The sequence below is a fragment of the Halalkaliarchaeum desulfuricum genome (assembly GCF_002952775.1).
GTDB lineage: Archaea > Halobacteriota > Halobacteria > Halobacteriales > Haloferacaceae > Halalkaliarchaeum > Halalkaliarchaeum desulfuricum.
In genome coordinates this window covers 1,780,836-1,796,833 of the sequence record NZ_CP025066.1, presented here as the reverse complement: position 1 = coordinate 1,796,833, position 15,998 = coordinate 1,780,836, and the positions used below count along the sequence as shown (strand labels likewise).

The 15,998-nt window shown below is 65.1% G+C and carries 12 protein-coding genes; 7 read left to right on the top strand and 5 right to left on the bottom strand.

Annotation, left to right across the window (positions count from 1 at the left end):
- Window positions 1-38: 38 nt before the first annotated feature.
- Together AArcSl_RS08945 and AArcSl_RS08940 are read right to left on the bottom strand one after the other, a co-directional pair.
- Window positions 39-6,833: an LAGLIDADG family homing endonuclease gene (locus AArcSl_RS08945; RefSeq protein WP_119817919.1), complete on the bottom strand. Its 6,795-nt coding sequence runs from the start codon at window positions 6,831-6,833 to the stop codon at window positions 39-41.
- A gap of 28 nt (window positions 6,834-6,861) precedes the next feature.
- Window positions 6,862-7,281, bottom strand: a complete 420-nt coding sequence (locus AArcSl_RS08940) for a PPC domain-containing DNA-binding protein (protein WP_119817916.1) — start codon at window positions 7,279-7,281, stop codon at window positions 6,862-6,864.
- 186 nt (window positions 7,282-7,467) lie between these two features.
- Here AArcSl_RS08940 and AArcSl_RS08935 point away from each other — a divergent pair, with 186 nt between their 5' ends.
- Window positions 7,468-8,757 (top strand): adenosylhomocysteinase, encoded by a 1,290-nt coding sequence (locus tag AArcSl_RS08935; protein ID WP_119817913.1) that lies wholly within the window; start codon window positions 7,468-7,470, stop codon window positions 8,755-8,757.
- A gap of 40 nt (window positions 8,758-8,797) precedes the next feature.
- Window positions 8,798-9,220 (top strand): nickel-responsive transcriptional regulator NikR, encoded by a 423-nt coding sequence (nikR, locus tag AArcSl_RS08930; RefSeq protein ID WP_119817910.1) that lies wholly within the window; start codon window positions 8,798-8,800, stop codon window positions 9,218-9,220.
- Between the two features lie 121 nt (window positions 9,221-9,341).
- Here the strand turns inward: nikR and AArcSl_RS08925 are convergent, their stop codons facing one another.
- Entirely contained in the window at window positions 9,342-9,536 is a 195-nt protein-coding gene (locus tag AArcSl_RS08925; protein ID WP_119817907.1) for a cold-shock protein, read from the bottom strand.
- Between the two features lie 187 nt (window positions 9,537-9,723).
- Between AArcSl_RS08925 and AArcSl_RS08920 the strand changes: the two genes are divergently transcribed.
- Together AArcSl_RS08920 and AArcSl_RS08915 are read left to right on the top strand one after the other, a co-directional pair.
- Complete coding sequence (locus AArcSl_RS08920) at window positions 9,724-10,188, top strand: DUF4870 domain-containing protein (RefSeq protein WP_161945928.1); 465 nt, start codon at window positions 9,724-9,726, stop codon at window positions 10,186-10,188.
- Window positions 10,189-10,238: 50 nt separating this feature from the next.
- Window positions 10,239-11,006 (top strand): DUF429 domain-containing protein, encoded by a 768-nt coding sequence (locus AArcSl_RS08915; protein ID WP_119817904.1) that lies wholly within the window; start codon window positions 10,239-10,241, stop codon window positions 11,004-11,006.
- A gap of 34 nt (window positions 11,007-11,040) precedes the next feature.
- Here AArcSl_RS08915 and fer read toward each other — a convergent pair whose 3' ends face one another.
- Window positions 11,041-11,853 carry a ferredoxin Fer gene (gene fer, locus AArcSl_RS08910; RefSeq protein ID WP_119817901.1) on the bottom strand — a complete coding sequence of 271 codons (813 nt, stop codon included), beginning with the start codon at window positions 11,851-11,853 and terminating at the stop codon, window positions 11,041-11,043.
- 120 nt (window positions 11,854-11,973) lie between these two features.
- On the opposite strand from fer, the gene AArcSl_RS08905 reads away from it, so the two are divergent.
- From AArcSl_RS08905 to AArcSl_RS08895, 3 genes are read left to right on the top strand one after another with little or no spacing between them, the layout of a single operon-like run.
- The gene (locus AArcSl_RS08905; RefSeq protein ID WP_119817898.1) at window positions 11,974-12,909 is read left to right on the top strand and encodes a 1,4-dihydroxy-2-naphthoate polyprenyltransferase; all 936 of its coding nucleotides are present in this window, start codon (window positions 11,974-11,976) and stop codon (window positions 12,907-12,909) included.
- A 5-nt stretch (window positions 12,910-12,914) separates the two neighbouring features.
- Complete coding sequence (locus AArcSl_RS08900) at window positions 12,915-14,033, top strand: mandelate racemase/muconate lactonizing enzyme family protein (protein ID WP_119817895.1); 1,119 nt, start codon at window positions 12,915-12,917, stop codon at window positions 14,031-14,033.
- 31 nt (window positions 14,034-14,064) lie between these two features.
- Complete coding sequence (locus tag AArcSl_RS08895; RefSeq protein ID WP_119817892.1) at window positions 14,065-15,252, top strand: pyridoxal-phosphate-dependent aminotransferase family protein; 1,188 nt, start codon at window positions 14,065-14,067, stop codon at window positions 15,250-15,252.
- 6 nt (window positions 15,253-15,258) lie between these two features.
- On the opposite strand, the gene AArcSl_RS08890 is transcribed toward AArcSl_RS08895, so the two are convergent.
- Window positions 15,259-15,900 carry a molybdenum cofactor guanylyltransferase gene (locus AArcSl_RS08890; protein WP_119817889.1) on the bottom strand — a complete coding sequence of 214 codons (642 nt, stop codon included), beginning with the start codon at window positions 15,898-15,900 and terminating at the stop codon, window positions 15,259-15,261.
- Window positions 15,901-15,998 lie beyond the last annotated feature (98 nt).

Here is a 15,998-nt window from a genome sequence, read left to right as displayed (position 1 = left end):
AGAGAAATCGACGAAGCAGCCAGGAATAGTTGAATCGGTTACATAAAGTCCGCAATACCCGACTGTTTGTTGGTGTCGTCCTCGAACGTCGACTCCAGCGCCCGGTCGAGGATTTCCAGCCGCTGTTTGGTGTACTCCCGGCAGTCGAACCGGTCGGCCACCTCGATCGCGGTGTCCATGTACTTGTTTACCGACCCCTCGTGAACGGTGAGGTTCACCGTCCCCCCGCAGTTGCGACACTCGCCGGACAGCGGCATCCGGCGGAACTTCGTCTCGCAGTCGAGACACCGGGTCTCCTGTCTGGAGAACGCCCGGAGGTTGCCGATCAGGTCCGGCAGGAAGTGATACTCGATCACCCGCTCGGCGACGTCGGTCTCGTCGACCGCCCGGAGCTTCCGGGCCAGTTCCAGTTGGGCGTCCATCTTGTCCATCATCGACCCCAGCGTCTTGTACGCCGAGAGGTCCGGCCCCATCGCGATGTCGGTGGTGTCGTGGGTGTGATCGAACCCGCGATACTCGTCGTCGGTGCCCAGCGTGTCCTCCCCGAGCTGGATCAGCTCCTCCACCTCTCCGGGGTCGGCCATCCGCCGGGTCGCTTCGTAGAACTCCAGGGGATACTGCCGCACGATGTCCATATTGTGCGCCTCGTCGTCGATTTCCGAGGGGTCGATCCGGGATGACATCACCAGCGGTGCGTCCATGGAATTGTGCGCGTACAGCCAGTTCGCAGTGAAGATCGGTTCGCCGCCGACCTGCAGGTCGTATAGATATCCGTCGTAGTCGACACGATCGATGTCCGTGATCCGAAGATACGATAAATCACCGTCAACCAACGGACGAATTTCGCCCAATTTCTGGGCCGCGTGCGAGGGGAGGTCTCGATCGTCAAGTGCAGTCACGATCTCCTCGAGTTTCGCTACCGAGATATTCTCACGGCGTTTCAGGTATTTCGGGATCAGTTGTTTGACTCCCGAGATCTCCATCTCGCGGATCTCCATCAGCGCGTCGGGAACAGTCACGACGAGGCTTTTCGGCTGATACGTCTCCTCATCCTGGAGGATCCGCCTCAGTGGGTTATCACTGGAACCACCTGAGACATTGACAGTGTATATCGGCTGGCGGGAGTCGTCTCGTTCCATCCGAGAAATGTTGGCGACGAGCCCGAGTCGATGCAGGAGAAAAACGATGCCGTCCTTGAGATCTTCGCTCGTCGTATGGAAACCGATCGTCGTGTGATTGTCGTTGGTCGTTTCGCTCCCGTCGCCAGCGATGAAGCCACGGAGAAACGCCGTGACAACTGACCGCTCGCCGCGAAGGATCGGATCGGGAACGATCTTCTCGCTCGAATTGTAGGAGTCTTTGTCCGCGAATCCGAGATCGAAGAGCACCTCCCGGAACACCGCAGGGAACGCGACTTCGTAGGCCTTGTTCGACCACCGAACACTCGGTGACGTGTCAAATTTGTCCTCCGTTATCCGTTCGACGTGGCGAACGAGTTCTTCATCGCTGTTGTGGATCGTCGGGCGACTACTCGAGAGAGAGCCCTCCGCGGAGAAAATCCCGAGTAGCCAAGCGAACTCTTCGTCGAGGGTAATGAACCGCGGAATCCCCTCCGAAGACCCTTTCAGTCCGATTTTCGGGTTCCAGTCGCCCCGCCACTCCCCGGACTTCATTTCGATTTCCTCCAGGGTTTCGAAAGCTGTCTTCTTTTTCGAGAGACGGTAGGAAAGTCCGCCGTCGAATGCCGCCCTCGTTTCGCTGCCGTGATCGGCTCCCTCCCACACTCTGCGGAGATACTTTTCGACCCGATCGTCGATAAATACGTACGGGTTCGGAACACACTCTGCAACATCGATGACAGAGCCTGTTGGTTCGATATCGAGAGACTGTGGGGCGACGATCAAATCCCCCTCGTCGAGAGCCTCGCCTGCAACCTCCTCGATCCCGTCGTCGTATCGAAAGAGGCTATGATTCGGCGTGATTTTGAGTGACCGTCCGAACTGCGTTTGGATCCGTAGAAGTTCGTCATCCTCGTCGGCACAATATCTGATGGCCTTCTCGATCGGCTCGAGGCTCGACTCGTGATTCGCGTCGAAGGCGTACGTTTGCCACCCTTCACGCACGCAGGTTCGCTTCCTGAACTTCCCGTCCACTTCAATCGGAGCCTCGAGTGCATTCCAGAGTTCGTCGAACGTGAGATATCGGACGCGATCCTCTGGATCGACTGCAACGAGGCGGGACTCTTCTGCGACACTTCCCCCGCGCTTGTCGGGGAGGTACTGTCTACTGAAGTTCAACAGTCCGTCCATGAGCAACATCACGCAATCCTCGTCGCCGTCACATTGCCTGCTTGATAAGTCGTTGACTACGACAGTATGCGTATCCTCGACTGTGAGGCTATAGACCTCATCTACATCTGATTTTGTGGTCTCTATCGAATCTATTGGATCCAACAGATATCGGTCGTTTCCGCCGTCGAAACAGCGGGGGTGTCGCTCACTGGTCACCCGACTGGCGACGTTTTCCAGACGGGTTTCGTTCTTTCGTGTGAGGTGAAATCCGACGAGGTCTGCGAACTGTGCCGTTCCATCCCCTGTGACCCGGATCTCGTATGAAGGTCTCGACGTCCCACTCCCCTGATCGTAGAACTCGGGGAAGCACTCGTGGAGTGGGGCCGGTTCCGCCTCTGTGACCCGCGAATCGATGCCGAGACGTGTTAATAGAGCAATAATGTCCTCTTTGAGTTCACGACTCACCGTGCAGGCAGAGATCGTCGTTGACCTCGAATGGATCGACCCGTCCCCACTGAAGTATCCGCCGAGGTACGCAGCGATGACGTCCTCGGACGCGTCGAAAATCGGATCGGGAACGCGTTTCGTGTGAGCGTAGATCCCCACATCCAGGATCGTATCGAAGAAGACCCGAAGTAAACGCCCGGAGACGGTTATTTTGGCGTGGTTCTCCTCGTACGGTTCGACGCCGAACTCGTCACGGAAGGTCTTTATAAAGAATTCGCGTGCCTCCGCTTCGGTGCCACAGATCGTCGTCTGATGGATGGTCCCGTTCGGCGTCTCCTGTTCGCGGGCGAATCCTTCCGCGGCGTAATAACCGAGCAGCGTCGCGACCCGTTCGTCGAGTTCGACAAACCGATCGATTACAGTCCGGTCGCGCTTCATCCCGAGCGTCACGTCTTCCGGCACGAACTCGAGAAGCTCCTCGAGGGACGAAAAGCACTGCTGGAGGGAGGACGCGGGGAAACTCTCCCGGTAGAGGTAGTTACTCAGCGTTTTCTTGTTCGTCCCGAAGACCTCGGTCATGCCCTGGAGCGGGTAGAACTGACCGTCCCAGTCGTCAGCAAACGTCTCCTCGAAGCGGTCGTACAGGCGGTCTTTGTCGAGTCCTTTTATCATCAGGCGGTCGTTCGGAACCGCCTCGGACTCGATGAACTCTTCGAGCAGATCGAACCGTTTCGGATCAGCGTCCTCGTCGAATCCTGGATTGTCTCGATCGACCGACCGAGGGGTAACGAGACGATCGTCCGTATTCAGCTCTCTCGCTTCTTTTCCGACGAGTTGGTCGGATTCGACGTCGTACACGTGCACTTCGTGATCCGGAGTAACGGTTATTGACCGACCGGACTGGGTCCGGATCCGGATCGTGTGGTCCGGTGCCGGGTGTCTGCTGACCGCCTCGACGGGACGATACACCAGTTCTCCTTCGGGAGTCAGCGACGGGACGCGGATCGCCGAATCCGTGTCCTCCAGCGTACCGACCGCGGTTCCGAAGTCGTCGTATTCGACGTCGGACTGCCCGAGATACTCCTCGACGAACGCCGAGATCCGTTCGTAGCGTAACTCGCCGGCTTCGTCCTCGTACCACAGTTTCGTCTCCGGGTGAAAGCAGTTCCGCCGCTTCGCAGCGTGAAAATACGGGTGCGCGTAGCCGACCGCCGCCGACGTAAAGCCCACTACCCGGCCGACGGTCGCCGCACTCGTGTGGGGCGCCATCCCGAACACGAGTTCGCCGACCAGGTCCTCCCGGTCGTCGAGCTCGTAGAAGGGCGGCAGCCCGTAGAAGTCCTCGAGCAACTCGTCGACGAACTCCGCCGTCTTCATCATGTGCTCGGCGGCGCCGTCCGAGAGGACGACGTCCTGTACCTTCAGTTCGACCAGCTGGTCGTCGTGGCGGAGCGGTTCCCCGTCGATGTCGGTGACGTACCCCAGTTCCCGGAACTGGTCGGCGGTGACGTCCAGTTCGGCCGGCCGGACCGCCGTCACCGGGAGGTCGGTCATGTCGTACCGGACGGTGCCGTCCTTGAACGAGGAGACGCCGTGTTTCGCCCGGAGGATCCCCTTCTCGATCGGTTCGGGCACCTTGTGCTCCGAGGAGAGCCCCTTGACGCCTTTCAGGACGTCGAAGGCCGCCTCGCGCTCGGCGACCGACTCCATGGCGGCGTGGAACCGCTCGTTGAGGTCGATCTCCCGGCGCGTCGCCGCCGTCACGTCCCACTCGCACCGGGGACAGACGACCCGGCCCGACTCGTCGGGTTCACACTGGGTCCCGCATTCGCCACACTCGTAGTACAGTTCGGTGTGGACCTCGCAGTCGGGACACCGGTTGTGGTAGGAGTGGTCGCCGCAGTCGGGGCAAACGCGGTCGTTGATGTCGACTTCGAGCATCCCTCGTCGGCCCCGCTCGTCCATCCCTTTGGCGGCCTTGGCGATGTCGCGCTGGCTCCCGCCGGCTTCCGTGATCGGGAACAGCGTGTGAACTGCCGGCGAGAGCTCACGCGACTCGGACTTCTCGGGCCGCCCCATCCGGTTGCCGATCCGCGTCGGCGCACGCTCTCGGATCTCGAAGGGCGCGACCGCGTTGACGGCCGCGACGGCGTTGTCGCCGCCGGCGTACTCGCGGGCCGACGAAAGCGCCGCAGACTCCCAGGTCCGCTCCAGGCCGTCGTCGATCCCCAGCGACCGTGCGAGGGGTCGCCAGGTCGGAATTTCGAGCGTCTCCGCTCGCTGCGTGTGCTCGACGAGCAGATATTCGAGCGCGCGTCGGGTTGTCTCGGTTCGTTCGATGACGAGAGGACCCTCCCCGACAGTCGGAGCGTCCTCGGCAGACGTCCGATCGATCGCGCCCCCGTCCGCGACACCTCCACCGTCGGTCGGATCGTCAGTCGAGTCGGCTGTCGAGCCGGCGGTCCGATCGACGGTCTCCCCGTCGGCCACGGCCTCGGCGAGCGCCTCGAACGTCTCGACATCGATATCGTGCCACAGGTAGGTGTATTTCGGATGGAGCGGGCAGTCGTACTCGCGAGCCCACGAGAGCGCCTCCTCGACGGTTGGCTCCGCGAGGTCGACGTGTGGATCGTCCCGGAGCGCCTGGACGTCAGCGCCGGCGGCCTCGAACTCCTGTACCCACCACTCGACCGTGTACGACGCGGGCGAAAGCGAATGGTTGTTTTCGACGAACTCCCCGTAGTTGACGAGATACTCCCCGGCGTCGATGATCTCCTCGACGCCGTTGCGCACCGCAAGCGCCTCCTCGGGGTCGTCGATCCGCCGGACATCGCCGTTGGCCAGCCGGACCGTCGGCCCCTCGATGCTGTCGACCGGAACGATGCCGTGGGCCTTACCGGGGCGTTCGGTCTTGATCTGGGTGCCGGCCGCGAGGAAGTCGTCGACGATGTGCATCGTCGCCGGGTGAATCCCGCCCGTCGCGAAGCCGTGATTGCGGGCGCGGCCGTACCGGAGCCGGAAGCCCCCCGGCTCCGACGGGTGGGAAAACACCGGCCGCCCGGCGATCAGATCCCGGAGGAACTTCTCGGAGGGCTCGGGTCGCGGCGGGCCGGGCGTGCCGTCGGCGCCCGCAGCACTTCCGTCGGCGTCGTCCCCCGTTTCATCCAGGCCTTCGTCGTTCGACTCTCCGCCTTCACCGTCAGCCTCGCCCGAACCGTTATCTTCGCCGGAGCCGTCACCGGCAGCGTCTTCCTCGCCGATCGTGCCGTCGATGAGCTCCTGGAGCCACGGCCAGTCGACCTCCTCGAGTTCGCGTGTGTACCGCTGGATCTTCGGCGCCTTGAGAGCAATCCCTTCTGCAAGTACGAGACACATCCCGCCGCGGGCGGCATTGGTGTCCACCCGATCGAGATCCCGGAAGCCGGAGACCTCCTCGTCGCCGGTGGCCTCCCCGTCGAGCATGATCGGCAGGTGTTCGGCGATGAACTTCGTCTCCTTGTCCTTCGGGGTGTACTGGAGGCCAGTCTCCTTGTCGTAGAGGGAGACCTCCTCGGCGTAGCGCTCGATCTCGTCGCTTCTGGCGCGATACTCCTCGATGTCCAGAAGCGACCGGGCGTAGTCGGCCACCAGCACCGACAGCGCCTGGGCGGTCCCCCCTGCCGATCGGATCGGGCCGGCGTAGTAGACGTTGATGAACTCCGTCCCGTCGTCGTTTTGCAGCAGCTCGACCCGGTCGATCCCCTCGATCGGCGCGGCGACGACCCCCTCGGTGAGCAGCGCCACGGCGGTCCGCACCGCCCCCTCGACTTTCCCCGCCCGGGAGTCGAACTCCCCGACCGATCCCTCGACGAAGTCAGTCACTAGCTCGAGGGCGGCCTCCTCGCGGGACATCTCGCCTTCGAGTTCGCGGACCCGTTCGGCGACGCCGTCGATCCCGAGGATGTTCTCGACCCGGTCGGCCATGTCGCGCGCGACCGGGATCTCGATCTCCGGTTCGGGGTCGCGTCCCTGCGCTTTCGCCGCCTCGGCGCGGTCGAACGCCTCGTCCAGCCGGGATTCGATCCGCTCGAAGTAGCGCTCGTCGTCCGGTCTCACGGTTGTTCGCTCCCCTCGTTCCCGCCGTTCACAGCCAGAGGTCCAGATCGGTCACGTCGTCGTGGGACCGCTCGAGCGGCTCCTCGAACGCCCGCATGTGGACCTCGCCGGCGAAGACGGTCGCGGAGTTGAGGTGACCTGCAAGCGTCTGCCCGCTCGGACGGGACAACACCGCGTGGGTGTGGGCGAACACCTCGCCCTCGAGCAGCGCGATGTTCCCTATGCAGGCGGCGACCTCCAGCGGTTCGTCGAACGTCACCGGCTGGTACTCCTTGGTCTCCTGGTCGTAAAACCAGATCTCGGCGTCCTGGACCGCCCCCATCGCGTTGAACCAGGCCGACTCGATCCCCTCCTCGCTGGCCAGCGATTCGATCTCCTCGCGCCAGTCCGCCCCAGTGTCGAGCCGCGCGAGGAACTCTCGCGTCGGCGTGACCTCCCGGTAGTTCATGTCCGGGGAGACGACCCTCGCCGACAAAAAGGTTGAGTCCGCGGTCGTCGTCGCTGTCGCTGCCGGACAGCCGTTGAGGGGACACCAGCCGTTGGGGGAGACAGCAGCCGTTGAGGGGATAGCCGCCACAGTACTGTTGTGCGCGTGTCGGTAGCGTTTTCACCGCCGTTCCCGAATCCTGGATGTATGAGTACAACCGGATACCCGCCGGTGACCGAGCAGCTCGCGGAGCCGGAGACGACCCGCGAGGAGGGTCGCCGAAAAATGGACTGGGCGCTACAGCACATGCCGATCCTGGAGTCGCTGCGTGAGGACTTTCTCGCAGAGAAGCCCCTCGAAGGCGAGCGCGTGGCGATGGCAATGCACGTCGAGGCAAAGACCGCAAACCTCGTCGAGTTGCTTGCAGACGGCGGCGCCGAGGTGACGCTCACCGGCTGTAACCCGCTGTCGACCCACGACGACGTGAGCGCGGCGCTGGACGCCCACGAGAAGATCACCTCCTACGCGGTGCGGGGCGTCGACGACGAGGAGTACTACGAGGCGATCGAGGCCACCATCGGCCACGATCCGACGATCACCGTCGACGACGGCGGCGACCTCGTGTTCGCGATCCACGAGGACTACCCCGAACTGATCGACACCATCGTCGGGGGCTGCGAGGAGACGACCACCGGGGTCCACCGGCTGCGGTCGATGGCCGAGGACGGCGCGCTGGAGTACCCCGTCTTCGCGGTGAACGACACGCCGATGAAGCGGCTGTTCGACAACGTCCACGGCACCGGGGAGTCCTCACTCGCGACGATCGCGATGACGACGAACCTCTCGTTTGCGGGCAAGGACATCGTCGTCGCCGGCTTCGGCTACTGCGGGAAGGGTGTCGCAAAGAAAGCGTCCGGGCAAAACGCCAACGTCATCGTCGCGGAAGTCGACTCGCGGAAGGCGCTCGAGGCGCACATGGAAGGGTACGACGTGATGCCGATGAGCGAGGCCGCCGAGGTGGGCGACGTCTTCATCACCACCACCGGCAACCGCGACGTGATCGTCGAAGAGCACTTCCGGAAGATGCAAGACGGCGTCCTGCTGGCGAACGCGGGCCACTTCGACGTCGAGATCGACCTGGTGGCGCTCGAGGAGTTGGCGGCCGACCACTACGAGGCCCGGGATGGCGTCGAGGCATACGAGATGCCGGACGGCCGCCGGCTGAACGTGCTCGCGGAGGGCCGGCTCGTCAACCTGGCGGCCCCGCTCGCGCTGGGCCACCCCGTCGAGGTGATGGACCAGTCGTTCGGCGTCCAGGCCGCCTGCGTCAGGGAACTGGCCGAGAACGGCGACGGTTACGAGCCGGGCGTCCACGAGGTGCCCGACGACCTCGACCGCGAGATCGCCGAGATCAAACTCGAAGCCGAGGGCGTCGAGTTCGACACCCTGTCGGCAGAACAGGAGGAGTACCTCTCCTCGTGGCAGCACGGAACGTAAGATAATAAGGATTAACAGGAACAGCCGCCTCTTTTAATACATGACGGTAGTGAGCGTCTCGATGCCGGAAGAGCTGCTCGAGCGGATCGACGAGTTCGCCGAGGACCACGGCTACACCGGGCGAAGCGAGGTCGTCCGGGAGGCCTCCCGGAACCTGCTCGACGAGTTCGAGGACAGTCGCCTGGAGGACCGCGAGTTGATGGCGGTCGTGACGGTGCTTTTCAACTACGAGACCACAAGCGTCGAAGAGCAGATGATGCATCTGCGACACGAGCACGAGGACCTAGTGGCCTCGAACTTCCACAGCCACGTCGGGAACCACTACTGTATGGAACTGTTCGTGCTCGAGGGCGACCTCGAGGAGATTTCCACGTTCGTGGGCAAGATCCGGGCGACGAAGGACACGCTGTCGATCGATTACAGCGTGATGCCGGTCGACGACTTCGAGACGATTCACGCATAGCGCTCCCTCTCGAGTCGAGCGCCGTCGCTCGCCGGTCAGTTCCGGCCCGCAGAAACCACGGACCGCTTCGTTTCGATCGTTTCGATCGTCGATACCGGGCTAGAACGTCGGATAAACCGAGTTACAGCCGCTGCAGGTTCGTCGCGCGGGGGCCTTTGTCGGCCTGTTCGATGTCGAATTCGACTTCCTGCCCCTCTTCGAGATCCGGGCCGCCAACGTCTTCCATGTGGAAGAACACGTCGTCGTCCGCGTCCTCAGTCGAGATGAAACCGTAACCGCCTGTGTCGTTGAAGAAATCAACAGTACCAGTTGCCATTGCCTGTTGTGGGAGGGGCACTGGAGGGATAAGGGTTGTGCGAGTACTGTTCACTCGGCTCTCGGGACATCTTGACGGGTTCATGAAAATAAGCCGTTATTTTTCGGCGATCGGTCAGGGTATCCGACCGGTAGGCAACATATACCTTTTCCCTCGAAGGCCCTCATTCCTACGGAGGGACACAACTATGACGAGCAAACAGAATACGCCGAACGAACAGGACGACGAAACACAGACCGAACACGACGCCGACGTCGACGAGGGGGGCGGCGAGACGGAAGGCGCATCGGGAACCGGCCTGGATTCGAACGTCGCCGGTGCGTTGAGCTATCTCCTGGGTCCGATCACGGGGATCCTCTTTTACCTCGTGGAGGACGACGACGAGTTCGTCCGGTTCCACGGCGCCCAGAGCACGATCGTCTTCGGCGGGCTGTTCGTCCTCAGCATCGGCATGACGGTGCTTTTGACGGTACTCGCCGTGATCCCGGTCGTCGGCTGGATCGCGGGCGCACTGCTCGGTATCGTGAGTATACTGTTGGCCCCGGTCGCATTCGTCGCCTGGCTGTTCCTGATGTACAAGGCGTACCAGGGGTCGGAATACTCGGTTCCGATCGCGGGACCGTACGCCCGAAAGTACGCCCCGGCGAAATAGCCCCGCCGGCCACCGTACTGTTTTTGTTCCGGCCGCTGAACCATCGAACGATGAGTGACGCGTCGCTGTCGGTTGGGGCCGTTCGGGGTGACGCCGCGTGGGTAGCCGTTGCCTTCGACGGCCGGGAGTTCGATCACGCCGAGGTCTTCCCCGAAATCGGTGACCTGTGGCTTCGGTACGAGGAGGCCGACCGGATCCTCGTCGACGTGCCGATCGGCCTGGTCGACGACGGGGATCCCCACCGGCAATGTGACGTTCTCGCAAAACAGGTCCTCCAGCACGACGACGGCGGAGAACCGCCGCGAGAGTCGAGCCGTCCGGGCGTCACTCCGGTCCGGGAAGCGACGCGAAAGCGACGGTACTCGACCGCCGCGAAAGTTCACGAGCGGAAGACGGGCGAACGGCTCCCCGAGGCCGCCTTCGAGCGTGCGCCCTCGATCGCCGCGGTGGACGAACTCGTCGGGGAGATTCCGGAGGCGAGAGCGACGATCCTGGAATCGCGGCCGGACGTCTGTTTTCGTGCCATCGGCGACGGGCCGCTGCGGTACGACCGACGGACTGCGGGCGGGTACGCCGAACGGATGCGCAGGCTGGCGGCGTTCGATCGGGACGGGGCGCCGACGGTCCAGGCCGCCGCAGAGGCCACGGCGGGTCACGACGTGCGGATCGAGGATGTGCTCGACGCCGTGGTTCTGGGATACACCGCCCGACCGTCCAGGGCGCCGCTCCGATCGCTGCCCGAAGAGCCGCCGACCGACGAGCGTGGGCTCCCGATGCGGATCGTCTATCGCGCCGAAGAGCCGCTCGTCGACGGATAGCCGTCGGGGATACAACGCGGCGCCGGCGCCGGGATCACGCCGACGGCGGCGTGTCGCTTTCGCCCAGGGGCGACGGCAGACGGAGGTCCTCGAAGTCCTCGAGCTGCTGGACGTTCGTCACGAGCTTTACCGCATCCGTCACCGGAACGCCGACGCAGGTGAGCCGGGCGTTCATCACGTTGACCTGGTCGTCAGTGAGCACGTGGTTGCCGGGCATCGCGACGTCGCCCTCCTTTACGAGCACCGCACAGTTCGCGCAGGCACCGCCGCGACAGGCGTACGGCCACGACAGCCCGCGGTTCTCGGCGGCCTCGAGGATCGTCTCGCCTGGCTCGACCAGGATACGGCCGTACTCTTCGGAATTCAGGCGGTACACCTCGGAGGCCTTCTCGAACAGGTCGTCGTCTTCGACGGACCAGCCGTTGGCGTGGATCGCTTCGTAGTCGAGGTAGGTCACCCGCGCGGGCGTCTGCCGGACGACCGGCGCGGATCCGCGCTGGCTGTACCGCGCAATGACTGCCGCCGCGTCCGGGATCGGCTCCCCCTCGAGGTTCCGGAACCAGTCGAGCACCGTCCGCGGCGAGAGGCCGTACGTATCGGCGAGTTCGTCGACGTCGACGCCCTCGGTTCGGGCGACCGCAGTGACGAGCGACTCCTCGTTGGCGGTGTCGATCCAGTCTGCGATCTCGTCGCCGTCGAGCCCGTACAGGTCGGCCAGTTCGCCGACGTCGCGCCCCTCTTCGGCGCTCGCGAGCGCGATCATCAGGAACTGCGCCGACTCCTTTTCGGACACGTGTTCGATCCACTCCCGGAGATCCTCGACCGCGACGCCTTCCAGTTCGGACATACACCCCTGTTACGTCACCCGTCTCATAAAACGAGCGGCGTGATTCGGGGTCGCGGGGCCCGACACTAACAGGCGCCGCGGATAACAACATTGAGGGACAGGAGGCCCGAACGACGGACGATGGCTACGCAGGACGTCTCGCGGCGGAAGGCCTGGCTCATCGCCGCGCGGCCACAGACGCTGCCGGCGGCGCTCGCGCCGGTCGTCGTCGGGGTGGGGATCGCGCTCCAGGACGGCGTGTTCGCGGCCGCGCCGGCGGTTGCCGCGCTGGTCGGTGCCTCGCTCATCCAGATCGGCACCAACTTCGCCAACGACTACTACGACGCCGTCCAGGGGGCCGACACCGAAAAGCGCGAAGGCTTCACGCGGGTGACTGCCGGCGGGTTGATCGAACCCCAGTCCGTGAAACGGGCGATGTGGCTCACGTTCGCCGCCGCGGTGGTGGTCGGCACGTACCTGGTGTACGTCGGCGGGGTGCCGATCCTCGTCGTCGGGCTGGTGTCGATCGCCGCCGGGATCGCCTACACCGGCGGCCCGTACCCGCTCGGATATCACGGCCTCGGCGACCTGTTCGTGTTCGTCTTCTTCGGCGTGATCGCGGTCGTCGGCACCTACTACGTCCAGGCGGCGGCACTGCTCCCGGGCGCGTTCCCGGTCTGGATCCCGCCGGGAACCGTCACCGTCCCGGCGGTCGTCGCCAGCCTCCCGATCGCCGCGCTCTCGACGAACATCCTCGTGGTGAACAACGTTCGCGACCGCGAGGAGGACGCCGAAACCGGCAAGCGGACGCTCACAGTGCGGTTCGGCTACCGGTTTTCCCGCGCGCAGTTCCTCTCGATGCTCGCGCTGGCGTACGCGGTCCCGTTCTGGTTCCTGCTCCAGGGCTGGTCGATCGTGGTTCTTTCACCCCTGCTGACGCTGCCGTTCGCGGGGCGGATCGCACGGACGGTGCTGACCGAGACCGCCGGGGACGTTCTCAACCCCGCGCTCGAATCGGCAGGCAAGCTGCTGGCCGCGTTCGCGATCCTGTTCGCGGTCGGGCTCGCGATCGGGTGATCCGGATGCGGATTCGTCCCTTTTCAGTGCCGCTCGTCGCGCCGCTTTCGACCGCACGCGGGGAAATCTCCCAGCGTCGAGGGTTTCTCGTTGGGATCGGAGGGGGCGGCGAAGACAACGACGCGTCGAAAGCGGAACCGACGGTTCAGGGAATCGGAGAGGCGACGCCGCTTCCGGGGTGGACCGAGCCGTACGGCCGCTGTCGGAAGGAACTCGAGGCGTTCGCTGCCGCAAGCGGGGACGCGGCGTCCGCCGTCGATCCACCCGAGGCGCCGGCGGCCCGCCACGGCGTCGCGCTGGCTCGGCTCGACCGGGACGCCCGGACCGCGAACGCGTCACTCGCCGAACGGCTCTCGAACCGCCATGGAACCGGCGCCGCTCCAGCCGACACGGTGCCGGTCAACGCCACCGTCGGCGACGGATCGCCGGCAGAGACGGCAGCCAGCTGCCGTGAGGCCGTCGACGTGGGGTTCGACTGTCTCAAAGTCAAGGTCGGCAATCGGGCGCTCTCGGGCGATCTCGAGCGGCTGCGCGCCGTCAGGGATGCCGTCGGGGAGGCGGTGACGCTCCGGGCGGACGCGAACGGCGCATGGAGCCGGGGGACGGCCGAGCGAGCAATCGAGCAATTCGGCGCGTTCGGCGTCGACTACGTCGAACAGCCCCTCCCTGCCGACGATCTCGAGGGACACGCCCACCTCCGCAGCCGGGGGGTCGGCATCGCACTCGACGAATCGCTCGCAGTTCGAGGGGACGGCGAAACCAGCCCACTCGACCGGGTCCGGCGGGCAATCGAGGCGGAGGCGGCAGACGTCGTCGTGTTGAAGCCGATGGCGCTCGGGGGGCCAGATCTGACAGTCGAGGCGGCGACGGCGGCCAGGGAGGCCGGCGTCGAGCCCGTGATCACGACCACGATCGACGCCGTCGTCGCCCGGACTGCCGCCGTCCACGTCGCCGCGGCGATTCCCGACGTTTCCGCGTGTGGACTCGCAACGGGCGGACTGCTCGCCGAGGATCTCGCGCCGGATCCCGCGCCCGCCGAGGGCGGTCGGATCCGCGTTCCCGACGGACCGGGGATCGCGGATGGGGCGTTCGACGGGCTCTGTGACGGCACGGACGGCGGGTAGTTTTACCTGCGAGTCGAGTGTACCGGCGAGTATGGCGCGCAACTCGGAGACCGACGAGCTGGTACCGCCGGATCGGACGCTTCTGGGCCCCGGCCCGAGCGACGCCCACCCCCGGGTGCTGAAGGCGATGGCCACCCCGTTCGTCGGCTATCTCGACGACTACTACGTCGAGGTGATGGACGACGTTCAGGAGCTGCTCCGGATGCTGTTTTGCACCGACAACGAGTACACCTTCGCGGTCAGCGGCACCGGCTCGGCGGCCATGGAGACCGCCTTCGCGAACCTCGTCGAGCCCGGCGAGACCGTCCTCGTGCCGTCAAACGGCTACTTCGGGGACCGCATGGGGCAGATCGCCGAGCGGGCGGGGGGCGAAGTCGTCACCGTCGACGCGCCGTGGGGCGAACCGCTCGATCCCGACGACGTGGCCGCGGCGTTCGACCGCCACGAGCCGACCGTGTTCGGGTTCGTCCACGGCGAGACGAGCACCGGGGCGCGACAAACGCAGATCCCCGAGCTCGCGCGGATCGCCCACGACCACGACGCGTACGTGATCGCCGACACGGTCGCCTCGCTGGGCGGGGTGGAGTTCCGGACCGACGAGTGGGGCGTCGACGTGGTGTACTCGGGCTCCCAGAAGTGCCTCTCGGCGCCGCCGGGATCCAGCCCGATCACCTTCAACGACCGCGCTGTTCAGAAGGTCCACGACAGGGAGGAGCCGGTCCGATCGTGGTATCTCGACCTGGAGGGCGTCTGGGAGTACTGGGGCGCCGAACGGAACTACCACCACACGGGACCGACCGCGACGACGTATGCGCTCCGCGAGGCGCTCCGGATGGTCGAGGAGGAGGGCCTGGAGGACCGCTGGGCCCGCCACCGCCGGGTCGCCGGCGCGCTCAAGGCCGGCGTCGAGGCGATGGGGGTGCCCCTGAACGTGGACGACGACCACTGGCTGCCGACGCTCAATCCCGTGCAGGTGCCCGACGGCGTCGACGACGGCCGGGTGATCGACCGTCTGATGGACGAACACGGCATCGAGATCGTCGGCGGTCTCGGGGCGCTGTCGGGCGACATCTTCCGGGTCGGCTGTATGGGCAACTCCGCCCGGCCGGAGAACATCACCCACTTCATTGCCGCGTTCGGCTCGATCCTCGCCGAGGAGGGAGCCGACGTCGACTCCGACGCCGGCGCCGTGGCGGCAGCACGCGCACTCGAGGAGTGATCGAGATCAGCGACGCTCCCGGTCGAGGAACCGCTCTTCGGCCCGGCGGAACTCCTCGCGGGTGTTGAGGTTCTCGAAGGCGCCCCTCGTGGTGTGTTCCAGCGCTTCCGCCTCCTCGATGACGACGTACTCCAGGTCGAACAGGGGCTCGATGATCTTGCGTTCGCCCCGGTCGAGCGCAGCCTCGCAGGCCGCCGCCATCGGCTCGGCGCGATAGACGGCCTGTGTGGTCTGGAACCACCGATCGTCGAGTCGGGGGACCGCCGCGTCGTAGCCGTCGACGCGATCGAACAGGTGCTCGATGAAGCCGGGATCGACGAACGGCATGTCGCAGGCGACGACGAACGCCGGCGCGTCCGGGCCCGCGATCGATTCGACGCCCCGGAGTCCGGTCATGATGCCGGCCATCGGCCCGCGGTCGGGTTCGGGATCGACCGCGAACGTGACGCGGCGGGGATACCCCGCCATCGCCTCGCGGATCGCAGGGACCTGATCGTCCCGGCAATTGATCACGACGGCGTCGACGACGTCGACGATCCGATCGGCGACCCGGCGGATCATCGGCGTGCCCGCCAGGTCGGCGACCGCCTTGTCGGCGCCCCCGAATCGGGTCGATCGCCCTCCTGCGACGACGACTGCCGTCTTCATGCGACCCGATTCGAGGCGGAACGACTTAGGCCCTCTTTCCGAAAGGTGGCAATCCCCCCCGGGAGCCGGACGCTTTTGCGGTTCCCCGCGCAAGCGAC

What these genes read in the sequence shown, in the direction of transcription:
- AArcSl_RS08940 (WP_119817916.1), bottom strand. Translation starts at nt 7,281, where the DNA reads ATGAACTACCGGGAGGTCACGCCGACGCGAGAGTTCCTCGCGCGGCTC.
- AArcSl_RS08900 (WP_119817895.1), top strand. Translation starts at nt 12,915, where the DNA reads ATGCGGATTCGTCCCTTTTCAGTGCCGCTCGTCGCGCCGCTTTCGACC.
- AArcSl_RS08905 (WP_119817898.1), top strand. Translation starts at nt 11,974, where the DNA reads ATGGCTACGCAGGACGTCTCGCGGCGGAAGGCCTGGCTCATCGCCGCG.
- nikR (WP_119817910.1), top strand. Translation starts at nt 8,798, where the DNA reads ATGACGGTAGTGAGCGTCTCGATGCCGGAAGAGCTGCTCGAGCGGATC.
- AArcSl_RS08895 (WP_119817892.1), top strand. Translation starts at nt 14,065, where the DNA reads ATGGCGCGCAACTCGGAGACCGACGAGCTGGTACCGCCGGATCGGACG.
- AArcSl_RS08935 (WP_119817913.1), top strand. Translation starts at nt 7,468, where the DNA reads ATGAGTACAACCGGATACCCGCCGGTGACCGAGCAGCTCGCGGAGCCG.
- fer (WP_119817901.1), bottom strand. Translation starts at nt 11,853, where the DNA reads ATGTCCGAACTGGAAGGCGTCGCGGTCGAGGATCTCCGGGAGTGGATC.
- AArcSl_RS08915 (WP_119817904.1), top strand. Translation starts at nt 10,239, where the DNA reads ATGAGTGACGCGTCGCTGTCGGTTGGGGCCGTTCGGGGTGACGCCGCG.
- AArcSl_RS08890 (WP_119817889.1), bottom strand. Translation starts at nt 15,900, where the DNA reads ATGAAGACGGCAGTCGTCGTCGCAGGAGGGCGATCGACCCGATTCGGG.
- AArcSl_RS08925 (WP_119817907.1), bottom strand. Translation starts at nt 9,536, where the DNA reads ATGGCAACTGGTACTGTTGATTTCTTCAACGACACAGGCGGTTACGGT.
- AArcSl_RS08920 (WP_161945928.1), top strand. Translation starts at nt 9,724, where the DNA reads ATGACGAGCAAACAGAATACGCCGAACGAACAGGACGACGAAACACAG.